16 protein-coding genes are annotated in these 17,164 nt (G+C 66.9%); 5 read left to right on the forward strand and 11 right to left on the reverse strand.

What is annotated here, in order from left to right; all coding sequences use genetic code 11:
- Positions 1-63 precede the first annotated feature (63 nt).
- Entirely contained in the window at positions 64-429 is a 366-nt protein-coding gene (locus tag KY49_RS33170; RefSeq protein ID WP_042588463.1) for a YbjQ family protein, read from the forward strand.
- A 24-nt stretch (positions 430-453) separates the two neighbouring features.
- Here KY49_RS33170 and KY49_RS33175 read toward each other — a convergent pair whose 3' ends face one another.
- The 3 genes from KY49_RS33175 to KY49_RS33185 all read right to left on the reverse strand — a co-directional run bounded on the left by KY49_RS33175 (position 454) and on the right by KY49_RS33185 (position 2,916).
- Positions 454-651 carry a hypothetical protein gene (locus KY49_RS33175; protein WP_042588464.1) on the reverse strand — a complete coding sequence of 66 codons (198 nt, stop codon included), beginning with the start codon at positions 649-651 and terminating at the stop codon, positions 454-456.
- Positions 652-677: 26 nt separating this feature from the next.
- Entirely contained in the window at positions 678-2,000 is a 1,323-nt protein-coding gene (locus tag KY49_RS33180; protein WP_042588465.1) for an MFS transporter, read from the reverse strand.
- A 73-nt stretch (positions 2,001-2,073) separates the two neighbouring features.
- Positions 2,074-2,916, reverse strand: coding sequence for a class II aldolase/adducin family protein (locus KY49_RS33185; RefSeq protein WP_042588466.1), 843 nt, complete (start codon positions 2,914-2,916; stop codon positions 2,074-2,076).
- 121 nt (positions 2,917-3,037) lie between these two features.
- On the opposite strand from KY49_RS33185, the gene KY49_RS33190 reads away from it, so the two are divergent.
- Complete coding sequence (locus KY49_RS33190; protein WP_042588467.1) at positions 3,038-3,946, forward strand: LysR substrate-binding domain-containing protein; 909 nt, start codon at positions 3,038-3,040, stop codon at positions 3,944-3,946.
- Between the two features lie 13 nt (positions 3,947-3,959).
- On the opposite strand, the gene KY49_RS33195 is transcribed toward KY49_RS33190, so the two are convergent.
- Positions 3,960-4,850: a LysR substrate-binding domain-containing protein gene (locus KY49_RS33195; RefSeq protein WP_042588468.1), complete on the reverse strand. Its 891-nt coding sequence runs from the start codon at positions 4,848-4,850 to the stop codon at positions 3,960-3,962.
- 131 nt (positions 4,851-4,981) lie between these two features.
- On the opposite strand from KY49_RS33195, the gene KY49_RS33200 reads away from it, so the two are divergent.
- Complete coding sequence (locus KY49_RS33200; RefSeq protein WP_042588936.1) at positions 4,982-5,614, forward strand: FMN-dependent NADH-azoreductase; 633 nt, start codon at positions 4,982-4,984, stop codon at positions 5,612-5,614.
- A 96-nt stretch (positions 5,615-5,710) separates the two neighbouring features.
- Here the strand turns inward: KY49_RS33200 and KY49_RS33205 are convergent, their stop codons facing one another.
- The 3 genes from KY49_RS33205 to betC all read right to left on the reverse strand — a co-directional run bounded on the left by KY49_RS33205 (position 5,711) and on the right by betC (position 9,643).
- Positions 5,711-6,853, reverse strand: coding sequence for a porin (locus KY49_RS33205; RefSeq protein WP_042588469.1), 1,143 nt, complete (start codon positions 6,851-6,853; stop codon positions 5,711-5,713).
- Between the two features lie 245 nt (positions 6,854-7,098).
- Complete coding sequence (gene choX, locus KY49_RS33210) at positions 7,099-8,061, reverse strand: choline ABC transporter substrate-binding protein (protein ID WP_060378014.1); 963 nt, start codon at positions 8,059-8,061, stop codon at positions 7,099-7,101.
- A gap of 46 nt (positions 8,062-8,107) precedes the next feature.
- On the reverse strand, positions 8,108-9,643 hold the full coding sequence (betC, locus tag KY49_RS33215) for a choline-sulfatase (RefSeq protein ID WP_042588470.1): 1,536 nt from the start codon (positions 9,641-9,643) through the stop codon (positions 8,108-8,110).
- 235 nt (positions 9,644-9,878) lie between these two features.
- Between betC and KY49_RS33220 the strand changes: the two genes are divergently transcribed.
- Both KY49_RS33220 and purU read left to right on the forward strand, forming a co-directional pair.
- A complete protein-coding gene (locus KY49_RS33220; protein WP_042588471.1) occupies positions 9,879-10,784 on the forward strand; it encodes a choline sulfate utilization transcriptional regulator in 906 nt (301 codons plus the stop codon).
- A gap of 164 nt (positions 10,785-10,948) precedes the next feature.
- Complete coding sequence (gene purU / locus KY49_RS33225) at positions 10,949-11,818, forward strand: formyltetrahydrofolate deformylase (RefSeq protein ID WP_042588472.1); 870 nt, start codon at positions 10,949-10,951, stop codon at positions 11,816-11,818.
- Between the two features lie 94 nt (positions 11,819-11,912).
- Here the strand turns inward: purU and KY49_RS33230 are convergent, their stop codons facing one another.
- The 4 genes from KY49_RS33230 to KY49_RS33245 form a co-directional block, all read right to left on the reverse strand.
- Positions 11,913-13,568 carry an APC family permease gene (locus KY49_RS33230; RefSeq protein WP_042588473.1) on the reverse strand — a complete coding sequence of 552 codons (1,656 nt, stop codon included), beginning with the start codon at positions 13,566-13,568 and terminating at the stop codon, positions 11,913-11,915.
- Positions 13,569-13,734: 166 nt separating this feature from the next.
- Positions 13,735-14,598 (reverse strand): glycine betaine ABC transporter substrate-binding protein, encoded by an 864-nt coding sequence (locus tag KY49_RS33235; protein ID WP_042588474.1) that lies wholly within the window; start codon positions 14,596-14,598, stop codon positions 13,735-13,737.
- 116 nt (positions 14,599-14,714) lie between these two features.
- Positions 14,715-15,875 (reverse strand): hybrid-cluster NAD(P)-dependent oxidoreductase, encoded by a 1,161-nt coding sequence (locus KY49_RS33240; protein ID WP_042588475.1) that lies wholly within the window; start codon positions 15,873-15,875, stop codon positions 14,715-14,717.
- A 30-nt stretch (positions 15,876-15,905) separates the two neighbouring features.
- A complete protein-coding gene (locus tag KY49_RS33245; protein WP_042588476.1) occupies positions 15,906-17,147 on the reverse strand; it encodes an aromatic ring-hydroxylating oxygenase subunit alpha in 1,242 nt (413 codons plus the stop codon).
- Between the last annotated feature and the right edge of the window lie 17 nt (positions 17,148-17,164).

Consider the following 17,164-nt stretch of genomic DNA (forward strand, 5'->3'; position numbering starts at 1 on the left):
CCCGTCGTCGCATCCGATAGAATCATCGCCCACTTTCCACGCGCCGCCATGCGCCCATCGACCATGAAAGACACCGACCGCTCCCTCGACGACCTCGCGCCCGAACGCGTGACCACCGCCTTCGACCTGCCCGGCCACGCCACCGTGCGCTCGCTCGGCGTCGCGCAGGGGATCGTCGTGCGCTCGCGCTCGATCGTCGGCACGTTCGGCGCGGCGCTGCAGACGCTGTTCGGCGGCAACATCACGCTGTACACGTCGCTGTGCGAGAAGGCCCGCGAGCAGGCGTTCGACAAGATGCTCGCCGACGCGCGCAAGCTCGGCGCGAATGCGATCGTCGCGATGCGCTACGACTCGACCGAGATCGGCTCCGGCGTGACGGAAGTGATCTGCTACGGCACGGCCGTGCGGGTGGCGCGCGCGCCGGCGTGAATCGGGCGGGCGCGCATGCCCGTGTCAAAACAATCGCGCCATCGCCTGCAGCAGCGCGTCGCCAAGCGGCGTGACGCGCGGCAGCGCGAACGCTGACGCGCGATCCTCCACCTTCACCAGCTCGCGTTCGAGCAGCACGTCGAGCTCGGCCCGGCCGGGATCGACCCGGCCCGGCGCGTCCTTGACCAGCATCAGCGTCGCAAACTCGTGTGCACTCAACATGTCGATCTCCTGTCCGCGCACGCCGCTCAACGGTTCACCAGCCGCTTCGGCAGCGCGAGCACGAGCAGTCCGCCGATCGCGAGGCACGCGGCGAGCGTATAGACGCCGAGGTCGGTCGAGTGCGTCTTGTCGATGATCCACCCGATCACGTAAGGGCTCACGAAGCCCGCGAGATTCCCGAGCGAATTGACGACCGCGACGCCGGTCGCCGCAGCGGCGCCAGCCAGGATGGCGGTCGGCAGGCACCAGAACTGGCAGAGCGTCGTCATCACGCCCATCGTCGCGACCGTCAGGCCGATCATCGCGAGCGTGACGTTGCCGCTGCCGGCCGACACCGCGAGCACCCAGCCGGCGGTGCCGATCAGGCCCGGCACCGCGACGTGCCAGCGACGCTCGCGCCGCGCATCCGAGCTGCGCCCGACGCAGATCATCGCGATCGCCGCCGCCGCGTAGGGCACCGTCGCGAGCAGGCCGATGGAAAGCGTGTCCGTCACGCCGGAGCCCTTGATCAGCGTCGGCAGCCAGAAGCCGACGCCGTACAGGCCCATGATGAAGAACAGGTAGATCCCGCTCAGCACCCACACGAGCGGATGCGTGAGCCCGTCGCGGAACGAATGGGACGGCGCGCCGCACGCGTCCATCGCGATGTTGTGGATCAGCGTGGTCTTCTCGTCATGGGTCAGCCATTTCGCCTGTTCGATGCCCTTGTCGAGGAACAGGACGACGACCACGCCCAGCACCAGCGAAGGCACCGCTTCGAGCAGGAACAGCCACTGCCAGCCCGCGAGACCGTGCACGCCCGTCATCGCATGCAGGATCCAGCCCGACAGCGGGCCGCCGAGCACGCCGGAAATCGGAATGCCCGTCATGAAGAGCGCGATGATCTTGCCGCGCCGCTCGGCCGGATACCAGTAGGTCAGGTAGAGGATCACGCCGGGGAACAGCCCCGCTTCGGCCAGACCGAGCGCGAAGCGCAACGTATAGAACAATGCGGGCGTCTTCGCGAACATCATCGCCGCCGAGATGACGGCCCATGTGATCATCACCCGCGCGATCCACAGCCGCGCGCCGACCTTGTGAAGGATGACGTTGCTCGGCACTTCGAAGATGAAGTAGCCGATGAAGAAGATGCCCGCGCCGAGGCCGTATATGCTCTCGCTGAAGCCGAGGTCCTTCAGCATCTGCAGCTTGGCGAAACCGACGTTCACCCGGTCGAGGTAAGCGGCGACGTAGCAAAGGAACAGCAGCGGGATCAGGCGCCAGGTGACCTTCGAATACAGCGCCGCTTGCGCATGCTCGGCATCCGTGAAGGTGCGGGGCGGCGCGATGGCGTGCCTCGACGTAATCATGTGTGTCTCCGGTTTCGTGTGATCGTCGGCACGCGCACTTCGGCCGTGCCGCTCAGGCGGGCAGCCGTCGGCGTCAGTCGAACATGTCGGGCTGCGTATTGACGAGCTGGTCCCAGATCGCCTGGAAGTGCAGCCAGCCGATGTATTCGCTGCCGACGTGCTCGCGGCTGTAGCGGGCGCGGTCTTCCGGCACGAGCCGCGGCTTGATGCCGGTTGCCTCGATCAGCAATTGCTGCCGGCAGCAGCGCTCCAGCGCGATGAACCAGAACGCGGCCGCTTCGATGCTGTGCCGGCTGGCCGTCAGCAGCCCATGGTTCTGGTGGATCGCCGCCTTGACGCCCTTGAACGCACGCGCAACCTTGTGCCCGGTCCTCACCTCGACCGCGACCTGGCCGGCTTCGTCGCCGATCACGACGTGATCCTCGAAGAACGCCGCCGCGTCCTGGCTGATCGGCGCAAGCGGCTTGGCGAGCGCCGCGAACGCCGTGCCGTACACGGTATGCGCATGGCACATCGCGACGATGTCGGGATGCGCGTCGTGCACGGCCGCGTGCAGCACGAATCCCGCGCGATTGATCGCATGGCGACCTTCGACCACGCGGCCTTCATGATCGGCGAGGATCAGGTTCGACAGCCTGACCTGCGAGAAATGCACGGCCATCGGGTTGGTCCAGTACAGCTCCGGATGCTCCGGATCGCGCACCGTCAGGTGTCCTGCGAAACCGTAATCGAAACCCTGCAGCGCGAATGCCCTGCACGCGCCGACCAGGCGCTCCTGCAGATGGCGGCGATGCTCGGCATGCGTGGAAAAGGCAGGCAACTGCGGAAAGATCAGACCTTCCTGCTCGGGCTGGTAGATCGACACGCGACCCTTCAGGTCGATGGTTTTGAGGGGATGATCGATTACGTCAGACATGTTCGTTTCTCGAAGCGATTACCGTTTGAACGAGACATGATGGTCGTGTCAGGATCGCGCGTTGACAATCGATCGTTGTTCATGAAAACATGAATCACATTCACCTGTTTGGGGTGCCGGCTTGCGCAGACTGCCTAATTTCGTGCTGTTGCGGGCCTTCGAAGCAGCCGCCCGGCTGCACAGCTTCGCGCTCGCCGCGCAGGAACTGCACCTGACCCCGTCCGCAATCAGCCATCAGGTCAAGGAGCTGGAGCAATACTTCGGCCGCGCGTTGTTCATCCGGCGCAATCGCCGAATCGAGCCGACGCCGGAAGCGCTGCGCCTCGTCGACACGCTGGGCCGCGTGTTCAGCGTGATCGAATCGGCTTGCGCCGAAGTGTCGCTGGCGCCGGCGTCACAGGTGCTCGCCGTGCATTGCGCGCCCAGCTTCGCCGTGAAGTGGCTGGGCCCGAGGCTGCCGGCGTTCGCTCAACTCCATCCGCGCATCACCATTCGACTGTCGACCGGCCCTGAGCCGCTCGATCTCACACGCGTCCAGGATGTCGACGTCGCGATTTCATATGGAAGCGCGCCCAATCGGCCGGGAATCCACACGGTGTCGCTCGGGCGCGAGCGTCACGTGCCGATGTGCGCGCCGCGCCTGCTTCACGAAGCGAGTGACGTCCGACAACTGCTCGATCAGGCGACGCTTATCGACACGACGTTGAGCGCCGTGACGTGGCGTGACTGGTTCAACGCAAACGACATGCCGATGCCCGATCGGCCGCGGCCTTCGTTCGACCGCGCCGCGCTTGCGGTTGCCGCGGCGGTCGACGGGATGGGGCTCGTGCTCGAAAGCGTCCGCTTCGCCGAGCGCGAGCTCGCGCGGGGCGACCTCGTCGAAATCGGCGGGCCGTCCTTCGTCCAGTTCGAGCGCGAAACGCACTTCGTGTCATGTCGCAGCAGCGAGCTGCACTTGCCGAAGCTGGTGGCGTTCCGGCAATGGCTGTTGGACGAGGCGGGCGGAGAACCGGATGCGCCGGCGCGTTGAGCGCGCGCTTCGCTCAAGCCGCCCCGCGCGCATGCGCGGCAACCGCGCTGCCGAGCGGCCGCATCTCGAACTCGTCGCGGATCGTCTGCGCGAGCTCGCGCACGAGCGCGCCGCCGGCATCGTGCATCAGCACGTATTCGACGCTCGGGAGCGGCGGCAGGCCGTCCGCCGCCGTCAGCTCCCGCAACCCGTCGTCGATCGCGCTGCGCGGCAGCGGCGTCACCGCGAACCCGGCCCGCGCCGCCGCCTTCACGCCGGCCATGCTCGGGCTGACGCACGCGATGCGTGACGCGACCTCGGCGCGTGCGAGCGCCGTAAGCGCCGCCTCGCGGAACGGACATGGCTCGGGAATGCACGCGAGCGGCAGCGCGCCGTCCGGCAACGGCTCGTGGCGCGCGAACGCCCACACGAGCGGCTCGGCGCCGAGGCGGATGCCCCGCTCGTCGCGTTCGCAACGGCTGCCGACCACCAGATCGAAGCGTCCCGCGTCGAACGCCTGAACCAGATTGCCCGGCACGTCGACGGCAAGCTCGAGCGCCAGCCCGCGATGACGCGCGCCGAAGCGGCGCAGGATGTCAGGCAGCCAGCCGCACGCAAACTCGTCCGACGCGCCGACGCGCAGCCGCCCCGGTGCGCCCGCGCCGCCGAGGCAAGCCCTGGCCTCGGCGCTGAGATTGAGCATCGCGCGCGCATAGCCGAGCAGCAGCAGGCCCTGATCGGTCAGCGACACGGTGCGGGTATTGCGCATCAGCAGCGTGCATCCGGCCTGCTCCTCGAGCCGCGCGACCTGCGCGCTGACGGCGGACTGGCTCAGATGCAGCCGGCGCCCCGCGCCGGTAAAGCTGCGCGCGTCCGCGACCGTGACGAAGGTGTGGAGCAGTGCGGTGTCAAGCGGCGCATTCATTCATCACCAAAACGGGTAAGTTATAACAATTAATATCGTTTCCGGATGATACGCCGACCCGCTAGCCTTGTCGCTGTCATCGCGGGCATCGGCTCGCGCCCTCCTTTCCCTTTTGCACAGGAATGACCGACATGGCTCGACTGCTCTACATCGAATGCTCGCCGCGCAAGTGCGATTCCGCATCCATCGACATCTGCCGCGCCTTTCTCGACGCGTACCGCGAAGCCCACCCGGCGGATAGCGTCGACACGCTCGACGTCTGGAATCTCGCGTTGCCGGAATTCGACGGCGACGCGCTGGCGGCCAAGTACGCGGGGCTCTCGGGCGCCGCGCTGACGCCGGCCCAGGCGTCGGCCTGGGCGCGCATCGAGGCGCTCGCGGCGCCGTTTCATGCGGCCCACAAGCTGCTGTTCGGCATCCCGCTGTGGAATTTCGGCATCCCGTACAAGCTCAAGCACCTGATCGACGTCATTTCGCAGAAGGACGTGCTGTTCACGTTCGACGGCACGAGGTTCGCCGGCAAGCTCGCCGGCAGGAAGGCGGCGGTCGTCTATGCGCGCGGGCTCGATTACGCGTCGCCGGGATCGTTCACGCCGGCGCGCGAATACGATCTGCAGCGGCCCTATGTCGAGACGTGGCTGAAGTTCGTCGGCGTGACCGACGTGCAGGGCATCGTGGTCGAGAAGACGCTGCTCGGCGACGACGGCCGAACAGGTCAGCGCGCCGCGGCGGAAGCGGCACGCGCGCTGGCGCGCAAGTTCTGACGCGGCGCGCCGCTCTCGAGCAAAAAAATGCGCGAACCGGAGTTCGCGCCAAAGAGAGACCTCGCTGAAGACTGGATGCCGCGGCGCTTGCGTCGCTCAGAACGAATGCCGCATGCCGATCCGCACGTCGGCCTGGGTCTGCGTCGTCGACGGCGTGAAGCTGTAGCCGATCACCGCATCGACGCCTTGCGACGCGCGCAGGTAATCGCCTGAGATGTACACGTCGGTGCGCTTCGACAGCAGGTAGTGGAGGCCCGCCGTGCCCATGTTCCAGTGATGGCCTTCGAAGCGCGTGTGCTGGTAGCCCGCGATCAGGCTGAGCGCCGGCGTGAACTGGTACAGGCCGCCGCCTTCGTACGACTGCATGTGCGACGAATTGCCGAAGCCCTTGATCGTCGTGTACGAGTAGTTCGCGTCGAGCGTCAGCTTGCCGATCGTGTAGCTCGTGCCGACGCCGAACGTGCCCTGGCTGTCGACGTTCATCGGCGTATTCGCGAACAGGTCGGTGCGCGCGCCGGTCGCCGGATCGACGGTGACGGTCTGCTGGCCGAGGAACGTGTGCGTGCCGATCATCGCGTACGGATCGAACGCATAGATGCCGTGCGGGTTGTTCAGGCGCGTGTACGCGGCGCCGATCGAGAAGTCGCCTTTCGTGAAGCTCGTGCCCGCGCTCCATGCGCTGTCTCGGTGGAAGTTGCCTGCGACGTTGCCGAACGAATACATCGCGCCGAACTTGAAGCCGCTGAGATCGTTCGACAGGAACTTCACCGAGTTCGGCAGGCGGTCGCCGTTGAAGCGGTCGAAGTCGCCCTGGTGGATCGCGTAGCCGCTGCCCCATGCGGAGATGTTGTAGATCGACACCAGTTCGTTGGTGATGTCGAGCTGGTTGCCGAACGACAGCGTGCCCCAGTCGTTCTGCAGTCCAACATAAGCCTGCCGGCCGAATAGCGCGCCGCCGAAGCCGAGCTGGCCGTTGCCGAGGTGGAAGCCGCTCTCGAGCGCGAACACCGCCTTCAGGCCGCCGCCCAGATCCTCGGTGCCCTTGAGCCCGAAGCGGTTGCCGTAGGCGACGCCGTCGTCGAACTTGAACACGTGCGCGCTGCCCGTGTTGTTCACCCACGTGATGCCCGCATCCAGGATCCCGTACAACGTCACGCTGCTCTGCGCATGGCTCACTGCCGGTGCGCAGGCCGCCGCGCATGCAAGCGCGGCCGCCGCGGCCATTTTCGTTTGCTTCATTGTCGACCACCCTCCCTGACCATTCGATGGAAAGAACCCCAGACCTCGTTGGCGGCGTCGAGCGCCGCCTGATTTGCATTCAGTACGTCTGATGGCTCCGCCATTTCGTTTTCCGCAATAACGGAAGCCATGGGCAAAAAATACAAACCCATATTTCGCGTCACCCGTCTGAAGGCGACATCAAATGGTCTGGTTACGACCGGCCGGGAAAACACGGATGGCCGATGGCCGCGCCGCGCGGCCCGTCAGCGTCCGTCCAGCGCCGCCCGCACGGCCGGCAGCCCGGGCGCGCCCGCGGCCGTCGTCACGCCGTCCAGCCATCCCGCGACGAGCGACGGCTCGGCCTTCAACGCATGCTGGGCAGCAAGCGGCGCCGGGGTCTTGTTGTTCAGCATGTCGGCGATCATCCGGTTCTCGATGTCGACCGTGAACGTCATCTGCCGGAACAGGCGCGCGAGGTTCGCGCACTGGTCGGCGAAGCCCGCGCGGGCGACCGTGTTGACCGTCGCGCCGCCGTAGTTCGGGCCGAAGTACGTGTCGCCGCCCGCGAGATAGGTCAGGTGGAATTTCGTGTTCATCAGGTGCGGCTCCCACGCCAGAAACACGATCCAGCGCCGGTCGCGCACCGCGCGCTCGACCTGCGTCAGCATCCCCGTCTCGCTCGATTCGACGAGCGCCCAGTTCGCCGGGCCGAGCGCGTGGTCGGCCAGCATCCGCCGGATGTTCTGGTTGGCCGGCGCGCCGGGCTCGATCCCGTAGATCTTCCCGTCGAAGCGGCTCGCGTGGCGTTCGAGATCGGCGAACGTGCGCACGCCCGCGGCGGCGACGTAGTCGGGCACCGCGAGCGTGAACTTCGCGCCGCTCAGGTTCGCGTGCAGCACGTCGATCGCGCGCGCGTCGACGAACGGCTTCACGAGCGGCCCCTGCGCGGGCATCCAGTTGCCGAGGAACACGTCGACCTGCCCTTTCTTCAACCCCTGATAGGTGATCGGCACCGACAGGTTCGACACGTCCTGCCGGTAGCCGAGCGCCGTCAGCACGACGCCGGCCATCGCGTTCGTCGCGTCGATGTCGGTCCAGCCGGGGCCGGCCATCCGAACGTCGCGGCAGGCCTGCGGCTCGGCCGCGCCGGCCGCCGTCATGCACAGGGCGGCGGCGCACGCCGCGCCGGCGATCGTTCGTGCTGCGTTGCGATATCGCTTGGTCATACGCTTCATCATCCGCTCCGTGTTCGGTGATCGAAATACGTGCCGCTCAGCGCGCGATGCGCGGAAAGCGCGCCATCGCCTCGAGCGTGTCGAGTTCAAGGTGGTTGCGCATGTAGCGCTGGCTCGCGTCGGCGAACGGCTGCCAGTCCCACGCATGAATCCGGCCCTGCGTCGTCGCCGCGAAATGAAAGCGCCGCCGGCGCTGGCTCGCGAGCACCTGCCCGTGCAGCTCGGCCAGGTTCCAGCGCGCCGCCGCTTCCGCGCGGAACGCCGCGAGCACGTCCGCCGCGTGCGGCGCACCGGCGAGGTTGTGCAGCTCGCGCGGGTCGTCCTTCAGGTGGTAGAGCTGGTCGGGATCGGCCGGGCAATGCACGTATTTCCAGTCGCCGCGCCGGATCATCACGATCGGCGCGATCGCGCCCTCGGCCAGGTATTCGCCGAGCGCGACGTCGTGCGCCGGCGCGCCGCGCAGGTGCGGCACGAGGCTCGCGCCGTCGACCGGGTCCGGCCAGCCGCCGTCCGGCGCGCCGCCCGCGAGCTCGACGAGCGTCGGCAGCAGGTCGACGTGCGACACGGGCCCCGCCACGCGCGCCGCGTCGAAGCGGCCCGGCGCATGCACGATCAGCGGCACGCGGCAGCCGCCCTCGAAGAACGTCATCTTGTACCAGAGGCCGCGCTCGCCGAGCATGTCGCCGTGATCCGACGTGACGATCACGATCGTGTCGTCCGCGAAGCCGCATTGCTCGAGCGCCGCCAGCACGTTGCCGAACTGCGTGTCGACGTAGGACGTCGCGCCGTAGTACGCATGACGTGCGTTGCGGATCTGCGCGTCGGTGGGCGGCGTGCGGTCGTTCTCGCAGACGGCGCGCAGCCGCCGCGAGTGCGGATCGCAGTCGGCCAGATCGAGCCGAACCGCCGGCATGTCGATCTCGTCGTCGCGGTACAGGTCCCAGTAGTCGCGCGTGATCGCGTACGGGTCGTGCGGATGCGTGAGCGACACGACCATGCAGAACGGCCGCGCGTCCTGCCCGGCCGCCCGTTCGCGCGCGAGGTCGAACAGCTTCTGGCGCGCGGCGAACGCGACTTCGTCGTCGAAATCGAGCTGGTTGGTGCGCACGCACGGCCCCGCGTCCAGCACCGAGCTCATGTTGTGATACCAGCTCGGCCGCTCTTCCGGATGCGCCCAGTCGGGCACCCAGCCGAAATCGGCCGGGTAGATGTCGGTCGTCAGCCGCTCCTCGAAGCCGTGCAACTGATCCGGGCCGCAGAAGTGCATCTTGCCGGACAGCACGGTGCGGTAGCCGGCCGCGCGCAGGTAGTGCGCGAACGTCAGCGTTTGCGCCGGCAATTCGGCGGCGTTATCGTAGGCGCCGATCGCGGACGGCAGCTTGCCCGTCAGCAGCGAGAAGCGCGACGGCGCGCACAGCGGGCTCGCGCAGTACGCGGCGTCGAACACGACGCCTTGCGCGGCAAGCCTGTCGAGCGTCGGCGTGCGCGCGACGCGGTTGCCGTAGGCCGGCAGCGCGAACGGCGTGAGCTGGTCGGCCATCAGGATCAGGAGGTTCGGTGTCGGGTGCGTCATCGTCGATCGTCGAGAAAAACGGTTCAGGTCGGATGCGTGCTCGCCGCCTTCGCAGCGATTCGTCTGTCGTAACGGAAGGCGGCCGGCGAAAGCCGTGCGGCATGCGGCCGCGACGTGCCAGAATGGCCGGAAGCCCTGCGTGCAGGGCCGCGCAGCGCGCCGCACGACCGCACTATTGCGCGCCGAAACCCGCCCGTGAAGGTATCCGGCCCTTATGGGCCCATTAGAAGCGCTTATGTCGAAACCCGATCCGTTGCCGTCGATGCAGGCGCTGCGCGCGTTCGAATCGGCCGCGCGCCTCGCGAGCTTCACCGCCGCCGCGCGCGAACTCGGCTCGACGCAGCCGGCCGTCAGCCAGCAGGTGTTCCAGCTCGAGGCCGAGCTCGGCGTGCCGCTGTTCGAGCGCAGCCCGCGCGGCGTCACGCTGACCGACGACGGCCGGTGCCTGTACGAAGCGGTCCGCGCGAGCCTCGACACGCTGCGCGCCGCGACCGCGACGCTGCGCGCGCGGCGCGAGCACGGCACACTGACGCTCGTCACCGACTTCGGCTTCGCGACCTACTGGCTGATGCCGCGCCTCGCGGGCCTGAAGCGCGTGATGCCGGATGTCGACGTGCGGGTCGTCACGTCGCAGGACTTCGATGCGCAGCGCGATCACGCCGACATCGCGATCCTGTTCGGCGACGGCCATTGGCCGTCGTGCACTGCGGCACGGCTGTTTCCGGAGACGGTCACGCCGGTCTGCTCGCCCGCGTTCCGCGCCGCGCATCCGCGGGTCGCGCAGCCCGGCGACCTGCTCGACCTGCCGCTGCTGCACGTGCAGCCGACCCGGCCCGAGCGCTGGCTGTCGTGGCGCGGCTGGTTCGACGCGCACGGGCTCGCCGCGCCGGCGGCCGCGCACGGCGTGACCTTCAACAGCTATGCGCTCGTGATCCACGCGGCACTGCTCGGCGAAGGCGTCGCGCTCGGCTGGACGCCGCTCGTCGACGAACTCGTCGCGTCGGGGCAGCTCGTGGCGCTCGTCGATGCGCCGGTCGTCACGTCGCGCGGGTATTTCCTCGTGCGGCCGCCGGCGCGGCCGGAGCCCAGCGCCGCGCCGGTGTTCCGCCGCTGGCTGCTCGACGCGTGCGCGCTCGCGTGACGCGCCGCGCGGCCCCGCGCTGACGCGCCGATACCAGCCACACGGCGAGTCGGTTCTATCCGCTCGAAATCTGGCCTGATTTACTTGGGCATCGCGATCCGCCGTCGCGGCGCAGCCCCGTGCGCCGCGCGATGCCGATCGCCCACCGAGACCCGAGGAGCCCCATGAGCGACGCCCAACGCCCCGAACAATTCGTCCTGACGCTGTCGTGCCCGAGCGCGGCCGGCCAGGTCGCCGCCGTCGTCGGCTTTCTCGACCGCCATCGCTGCTACGTCGACGCGCTGAACGTGTTCGACGACGATCTCAGCAACCGCTTCTTCGTGCGCTGCGTGTTCCATCCGACCGACGAAACGCTCAGCGTCGACGCGCTGCGGCACGAATTCACGCCGATCGCCGCCGGCTTCGACATGCAATGGGCGATCCACGACGTCAATGCGCGGCCGAAGGTGCTGATCATGGTGTCGAAGCTCGAGCACTGCCTTGCCGACCTGCTGTTCCGCTGGCGGATGGGCGAGCTGAAGATGGACATCGTCGGCATCGTGTCGAACCATCCGGACTTCGAACCGCTGGCCGCGCAGCACGGGCTGCCGTTCCGCCATTTCCCGATCACCGCCGACACGAAGGCGCAGCAGGAAGCGCAATGGCTCGACGTGTTCGAGACGAGCGGCGCGGAGCTCGTGATCCTCGCGCGCTACATGCAGGTGCTGTCGCAGGAAACGAGCGCGAAGCTCGCGAACCGCGCGATCAACATCCATCACTCGTTCCTGCCCGGCTTCAAGGGCGCGAAGCCGTATCACCAGGCGCACGCGCGCGGCGTGAAGCTGATCGGCGCGACCGCGCACTTCGTCACCGACGATCTCGACGAAGGCCCGATCATCGAGCAGGTCGTCGAGCGCGTCGATCACGCGTATCGTCCGGAGCAGTTGCTCGCGGTGGGCCGCGACGTCGAATGCATCACGCTCGCGCGCGCGGTGAAGGCGTTCATCGAGCGGCGGGTGTTCCTGAACGGGGATCGGACGGTGGTGTTTCCGTAAGCGGCGCGGCGGCGGCGCCCGCGCGATTTCCATCGCGCCGGACCCGTGTGCGGTTTCCGTGTCCGGCGCGAGAATCGCTACACCTTCTGCGCGCTTACTTCACCCAGGCAAGGTAATACGACAGCCAGATCGTCAATGCGGCGCCAACCAGCGCCGCATACGGCGCGAGATCGAGCCACGCGCCGCGCTTCGGCGTCTCGAGCTCCATGTCGCGCTGCATCTGCGCGGGGAAGCGGCCGCGATCCTGCCAGTAGTGGCGATAGAGGAACACCGGCACGATCAGCAGCATCGCGATCAGCCCGTTGCGCAGCGTGCCTTCGCCCTGCAGGTTCGCGCCCGCGCCGACGTAGACGAGGTTCGCGTAGCCGCACAGCGAGCCCGCGACGAGCAGCCACGTCGGGCAGCGGAACGGGCGCTCCCAGCCGCCGCGATCCATCCGGTGAATCCAGCCGGACTGAAGGTTCAGGAATACGAACAGCATGTAGCAGACGTTCGAGATCGACAGCACCGTCATGTAGTCCGACATCATCAGCAGCACGAGGTTGAAGCCGAGATCGGTCCACATCGCGCGCGTCGGCGAGCCGTGCTCGTTCACGTGCGACAGGTACTTCGGCAGCCAGCCGTCGACCGACGCCTGGTACAGCGTGCGCGACGAGCCCATCATCGACGTCATCACGATCAGCAGGATCGACAGCATCAGCATCACGACGACCGCGTTCGCGACCCATGCGCCGCCGCCGACGATCTTCGCCATCGCCGCGCCGACGCCGGTGCCGTCGCCGATCGCCGGATCGAGCATCGCCTGCGTGCCGAGCGCGCCCTGGAACGCCATCGGCACGAGCGTCATCACGACGAGGCACAGCGCGCCCGACCAGAAGATCGCCTTCGCGGTGTCGCGGCGCGGATCGCGGAATTCGCGCGTGTAGCAGACGGCCGTCTCGAAGCCGTACGACGCCCAGCCCGCCATGAACATCGCGCCGAGCGCCATCACGACGCCCTGGCCGTTCCACGAACCGAAGGTCGCGGTGGTCAGGTTGCCTTGCGCGTCGTGGCCGAGCGGCAGCAGCGGCAACAGGTTCGACATCGGCACGTCGCCGGTCACGAACGGCACGATGCCGACGATCAGGAGCGGCGTGAGCGACGCGATGCCGAGAATGCGCTGCGTGCGCGCGGCCTTCGACGCGCCGCTGTGCTGAAGCTTGAACGTGACGAGGAGCAGGATCGTCGCGATGATGAACGTCGCGTTGATCCGCAGGGAAAGGCCCGGCTTGATGAAGCTCAGGTCCGCGATCTTGAGCTGCCAGTGCAGCACCGCCGCATCGGCGGGAAAGAGGCTCGTCAGCGCGTAGCTCGCCGCGAGACCGCATCCGAGTGCGAGCATCGGCGACCACGCGAGCCAGTTGCACCACACGGATACCGGGGCAATCAGTTTGCTGTAACGCACCCAGCCGATCGCGCCATACACCGACGCGCCGCCCGATTTATGGGGAAATAGCCCGGAAATTTCCGCATAAGTCGCGCTCTGGATCAGCCCCATCGTGATCGCGGCGATCCAGATCGCCCACGCGGGCTGGCCGATCGCCGCGCACACGCCGCCGATCGTGAACAGCACGCCTGCCGGCACGCCGCTCGTTACCCAGAATGCATCTTTCCAAGTCAGGCCACGATGCAGCGTGTGGCCCGTCGAATCATGTGAGATGGTTGCCTCAACATCACTGGTGCCATTCGCACGCAGTCCTGCCTGACTCATCCAAATCCTCCTGTGATGACTCCGCACAAGAGGCGCAGTGTAACAATTTTTGCGCTTTTTTGCAGAATCGGAAAAATTATTCCGGGATATGACGCCGGCCACACCGAATTTCTTCGGAATCCTGGTGTCACTCCCGGAGGTCTTTTTTATGTTTTTGCGCGACGAATTACTGCGCGCTTTCCGTCCATGCATTCACGCGGTCCGCATGGGCTGCGATCCACGCATCGGCGGCGGCTTCCGGCTTCGAGCCGTTCTGGATCGCCAGCATCACGCTGTCGATTTCGCCCGGCTTCCACTGGAATTTCTTCAGGAACGCGACCACCGGCTTCGCCTTCGTTTCGAGGCCCGGGTTCGCGACGCTGTCGACGTGCTCCGCGCCGCCGAACACCTTCTTCGGATCGTCGAGGAAGCGCAGCTTCCACTTCGCGAACATCCAGTGCGGCGCCCAACCGGTGACGATCACCGGCTTGTTCGCGTTGACCGAACGCGCCAGCTCCGCCGTCATCGCGCTGCCCGAGCTCGGCATCAGCGAGTAGTTGAGGCCGTAGTTCTTGATCGCCTCGTCGGTCTTGCGCATCACGCCGGCACCGGCGTCGATCCCGACGATGCGGCCGCCGAAATCGGCCTTCTCCGCATTCAGATCGTCGATGCTCTTCGCCTTCACGTAGGCCGGCACGATCAGGCCGATCTTCGCGTCGTTGAAGTTCGCGCCGAGATCGACGACCTTGGCCTTGTACTGATCCCAGTACGAGCCGTGCGTGACCGGCAGCCACGCGGACAGCGTCGCATCGAGGTCGCCGCGCGCGACGCCCTGCCACATCACGCCGGCCGCGACCGGCACGAGCTGCACCTGGTAGCCCAGCTTCTTCTCGATGATGCGCGCGGCGACGTTCGACGTCGCGACGCTGTCGTCCCAGCCTTCGACATAGCCGATCTTCAGCGTGGGTTTCGTGTCGGCAAGCGCCGACGCACTCAGCGCCACCATCGCCGACAGCGCGCCGGCATACAGCAGTTTTCCGAACAACTTCATGGTCGATCTCCTTTGAATCGGGCGCGAATGCCCCCATGCCTCTCTAGGTTCTTCAACCACAATTCCACGGTATCGTTGTTTTCCGACGCGCGCTTGTCCAGTTGCGACGCCGGCGGCTACTTGTCGATCACGAGGTCCGTCAGCGGCTTGCTGCAGCACAGCAGCACCATCCCCTGATCGATCTCGCGCTGGCGGATCCCGCCGTTGTGCTTCATCTCCACCTGGCCGGACACGAGCTTCACCTTGCAGGTGCCGCACATGCCCTGCGTGCACGACGCCGGCAGCCGCACGCCCGACTGGCGTGCCGCATCCAGCACGTGCTGCTCCGATCCGCACGCGATCTCGCGGTTGCTCTTCGCGAAGCTGACGGTGAACTGCGTCGTCGCCTTGTCGCTGTCCGCGCCGTCGCCGTTCGTGGCGGGTGCAAGGTCGGCCGCCAGTTCGTCGCTCGCCGTCTGCGCGAGCGTCTCGAACGAGAAGCTTTCCTCGTGGTACTGCTTGCGATCGAAGCCCGCTTCGTCGAGCAGGTCTCGCACGGCCTTCATGTACGGCGCCGGGCCGCACGTGAAGATCTCGCGCTCCATGAAGTCCGGCGCGATCAGCTTCAGCAGCGACAGCGACAGGAAGCCCGTGACGCCCGGCCAGCTGGTGCGCGCGCCGACCCGCTCGACGACGAACGACGTGCGGAAGTTCGTGTGGTTCGTCGCGATCAGGTCGAGCTCGCGCGCGAAGATGATGTCGTCGGGCGTGCGTGCGCTGTGCACGAACACGATGTCGCGATCCTCGGCGAGATCGTGATGCGCGCGGCTCATCGACATCAACGGCGTGATGCCGGAGCCCGCGGACAGGAACAGGTACTTGCGCGCCGGATGCCGCGCGCAGGTGAACTCGCCGGCCGGGCCGAGCACGCGGATCGGCGCGCCCGGCTGCAGGTTGTCGTGCAGCCAGTTCGACACCTTGCCGCCCGGCACGCGCTTGACCGTGATCGAGATCGTGTGCGGCCGCGCGGGCGACGACGAAATCGTGTAGCAGCGGTTGATCGTCTCGCCGTCGATGTCGAGCTCGAGCGTGATGAACTGCCCGGGCTCGAACGAGAACGCACGGCCCTGCGGCGAACGGAAGAAGAAACTCTTCACGTCGTGCGTTTCCTGCCGCACCTGGCAGCAGACCAGTGTTTCCTCGACGTCGCTCGTCCAGCGCTCGGGAAGCGCGTTCCAGAACGCCGGGCGCGTCACCCGGCTGTCGGTCGGCTCGAAATTCGCCGCATCTCGCATCATGTCTTGCTCCGCTTGCTGTTCCGCTGACGACTACGCGCCGGTTTGTTCGGCGAGCCGGCCGATGTACCAGGCCGCGAATTTCTCGACGAGCCCTTCGGTGTACGGCGAGTACGGACCCGGCTCGTACGCGCTGCTCGTCGCGCCGCGCTGCGAAAACTCGACGAGCGCGCGGTCCTGGTCGTTGGTCGCGTTCCACACGGCCGTGAGGTTCTTCACGTCGTAGTCGATGCCTTCCTTCGCGTCCTTGTGCACGAGCCACTTGGTGCGCACGAGCGTCTTGCCGGCGGACAGCGGAATCACCGAGAACGTGACGATGTGGTCGCTCATGAAGTGGTGCCACGAGTTCGGCTGCGTCCAGAACGACAGGCCGCCGAGATCAGGCTGGCTGAAATCGCCCAGCAGCTTCTTCGACGCGACCTTCGCGTCGAGCGTCTGGGATTCGCCGCTGCGGTCGAGCGGCAGGCGCTGCGTGCGGAACCCGGTCACGTCGAGCAGCCTTTCGACCTCGGCGGACGGCAGGCCCATCTCGGCCCACTCCTTCCCTCGCCGGATGCACGTCTCCGCAAACGCGTCCATGCCCTCGGCGTTGGCGTCGGAGCGCTGGTAGCCGAACCCGTATTCGTACAGCGAGATCGTCAGCTCAGGATGGTTCGCGACGCAGTGATAGCACTCGCGGTTGTTCTCCATCGTGAGCTTCCAGTTGCCTTCCTCGATGATGTCGATCTGCGCGGCGATCTTCGTGTTCGGCAAGTCATGCGGCAGCAGGTACGGCTCCATCGTCGCGCGCAGTTGCGCGAAGTCCGCCGGCGGCTCGTCCGCGAGGCAGATGAAGATCAGGCCCGCGAGGTTCTCGACGTGCACCTGCTTCAGGCTGTGCTTGCAGCGGTCGAACTGCTCGCCCATGTGCTCGGCGAACATCAGCTGGCCGGTCAGGTTGTAGGTCCAGCTGTGGTACGGGCACACGATATTGCCGACCGACCCTTTGTCCTCGTTGCACAGCCGCGCGCCGCGATGGCGGCACACGTTGTGGAACGCGCGGATCTGCATGTCGTCGTCGCGCACGATCAGGATCGAATCGCTCCCCAGTTGCACGGTCACGTAGTCGCCCGGCTCGGGCACGTCGGGCTCGACCGCCACCTGGATCCAGTGCTGGCGGAAGATCGCCTCCATGTCGAGCGCGAAAATCTCCTCGCTCGTATAGAACGGCGCTTCCAGGCTGTACCCTGCCTTGCGTCGTTCGATCAGTGCACGAATGTCTGCCGTTACTTTCATCGTTTGCTCCGGATTCC

It is taken from the genome of Burkholderia sp. MSHR3999, assembly GCF_000833595.1.
Lineage (GTDB): Bacteria > Pseudomonadota > Gammaproteobacteria > Burkholderiales > Burkholderiaceae > Burkholderia > Burkholderia ubonensis.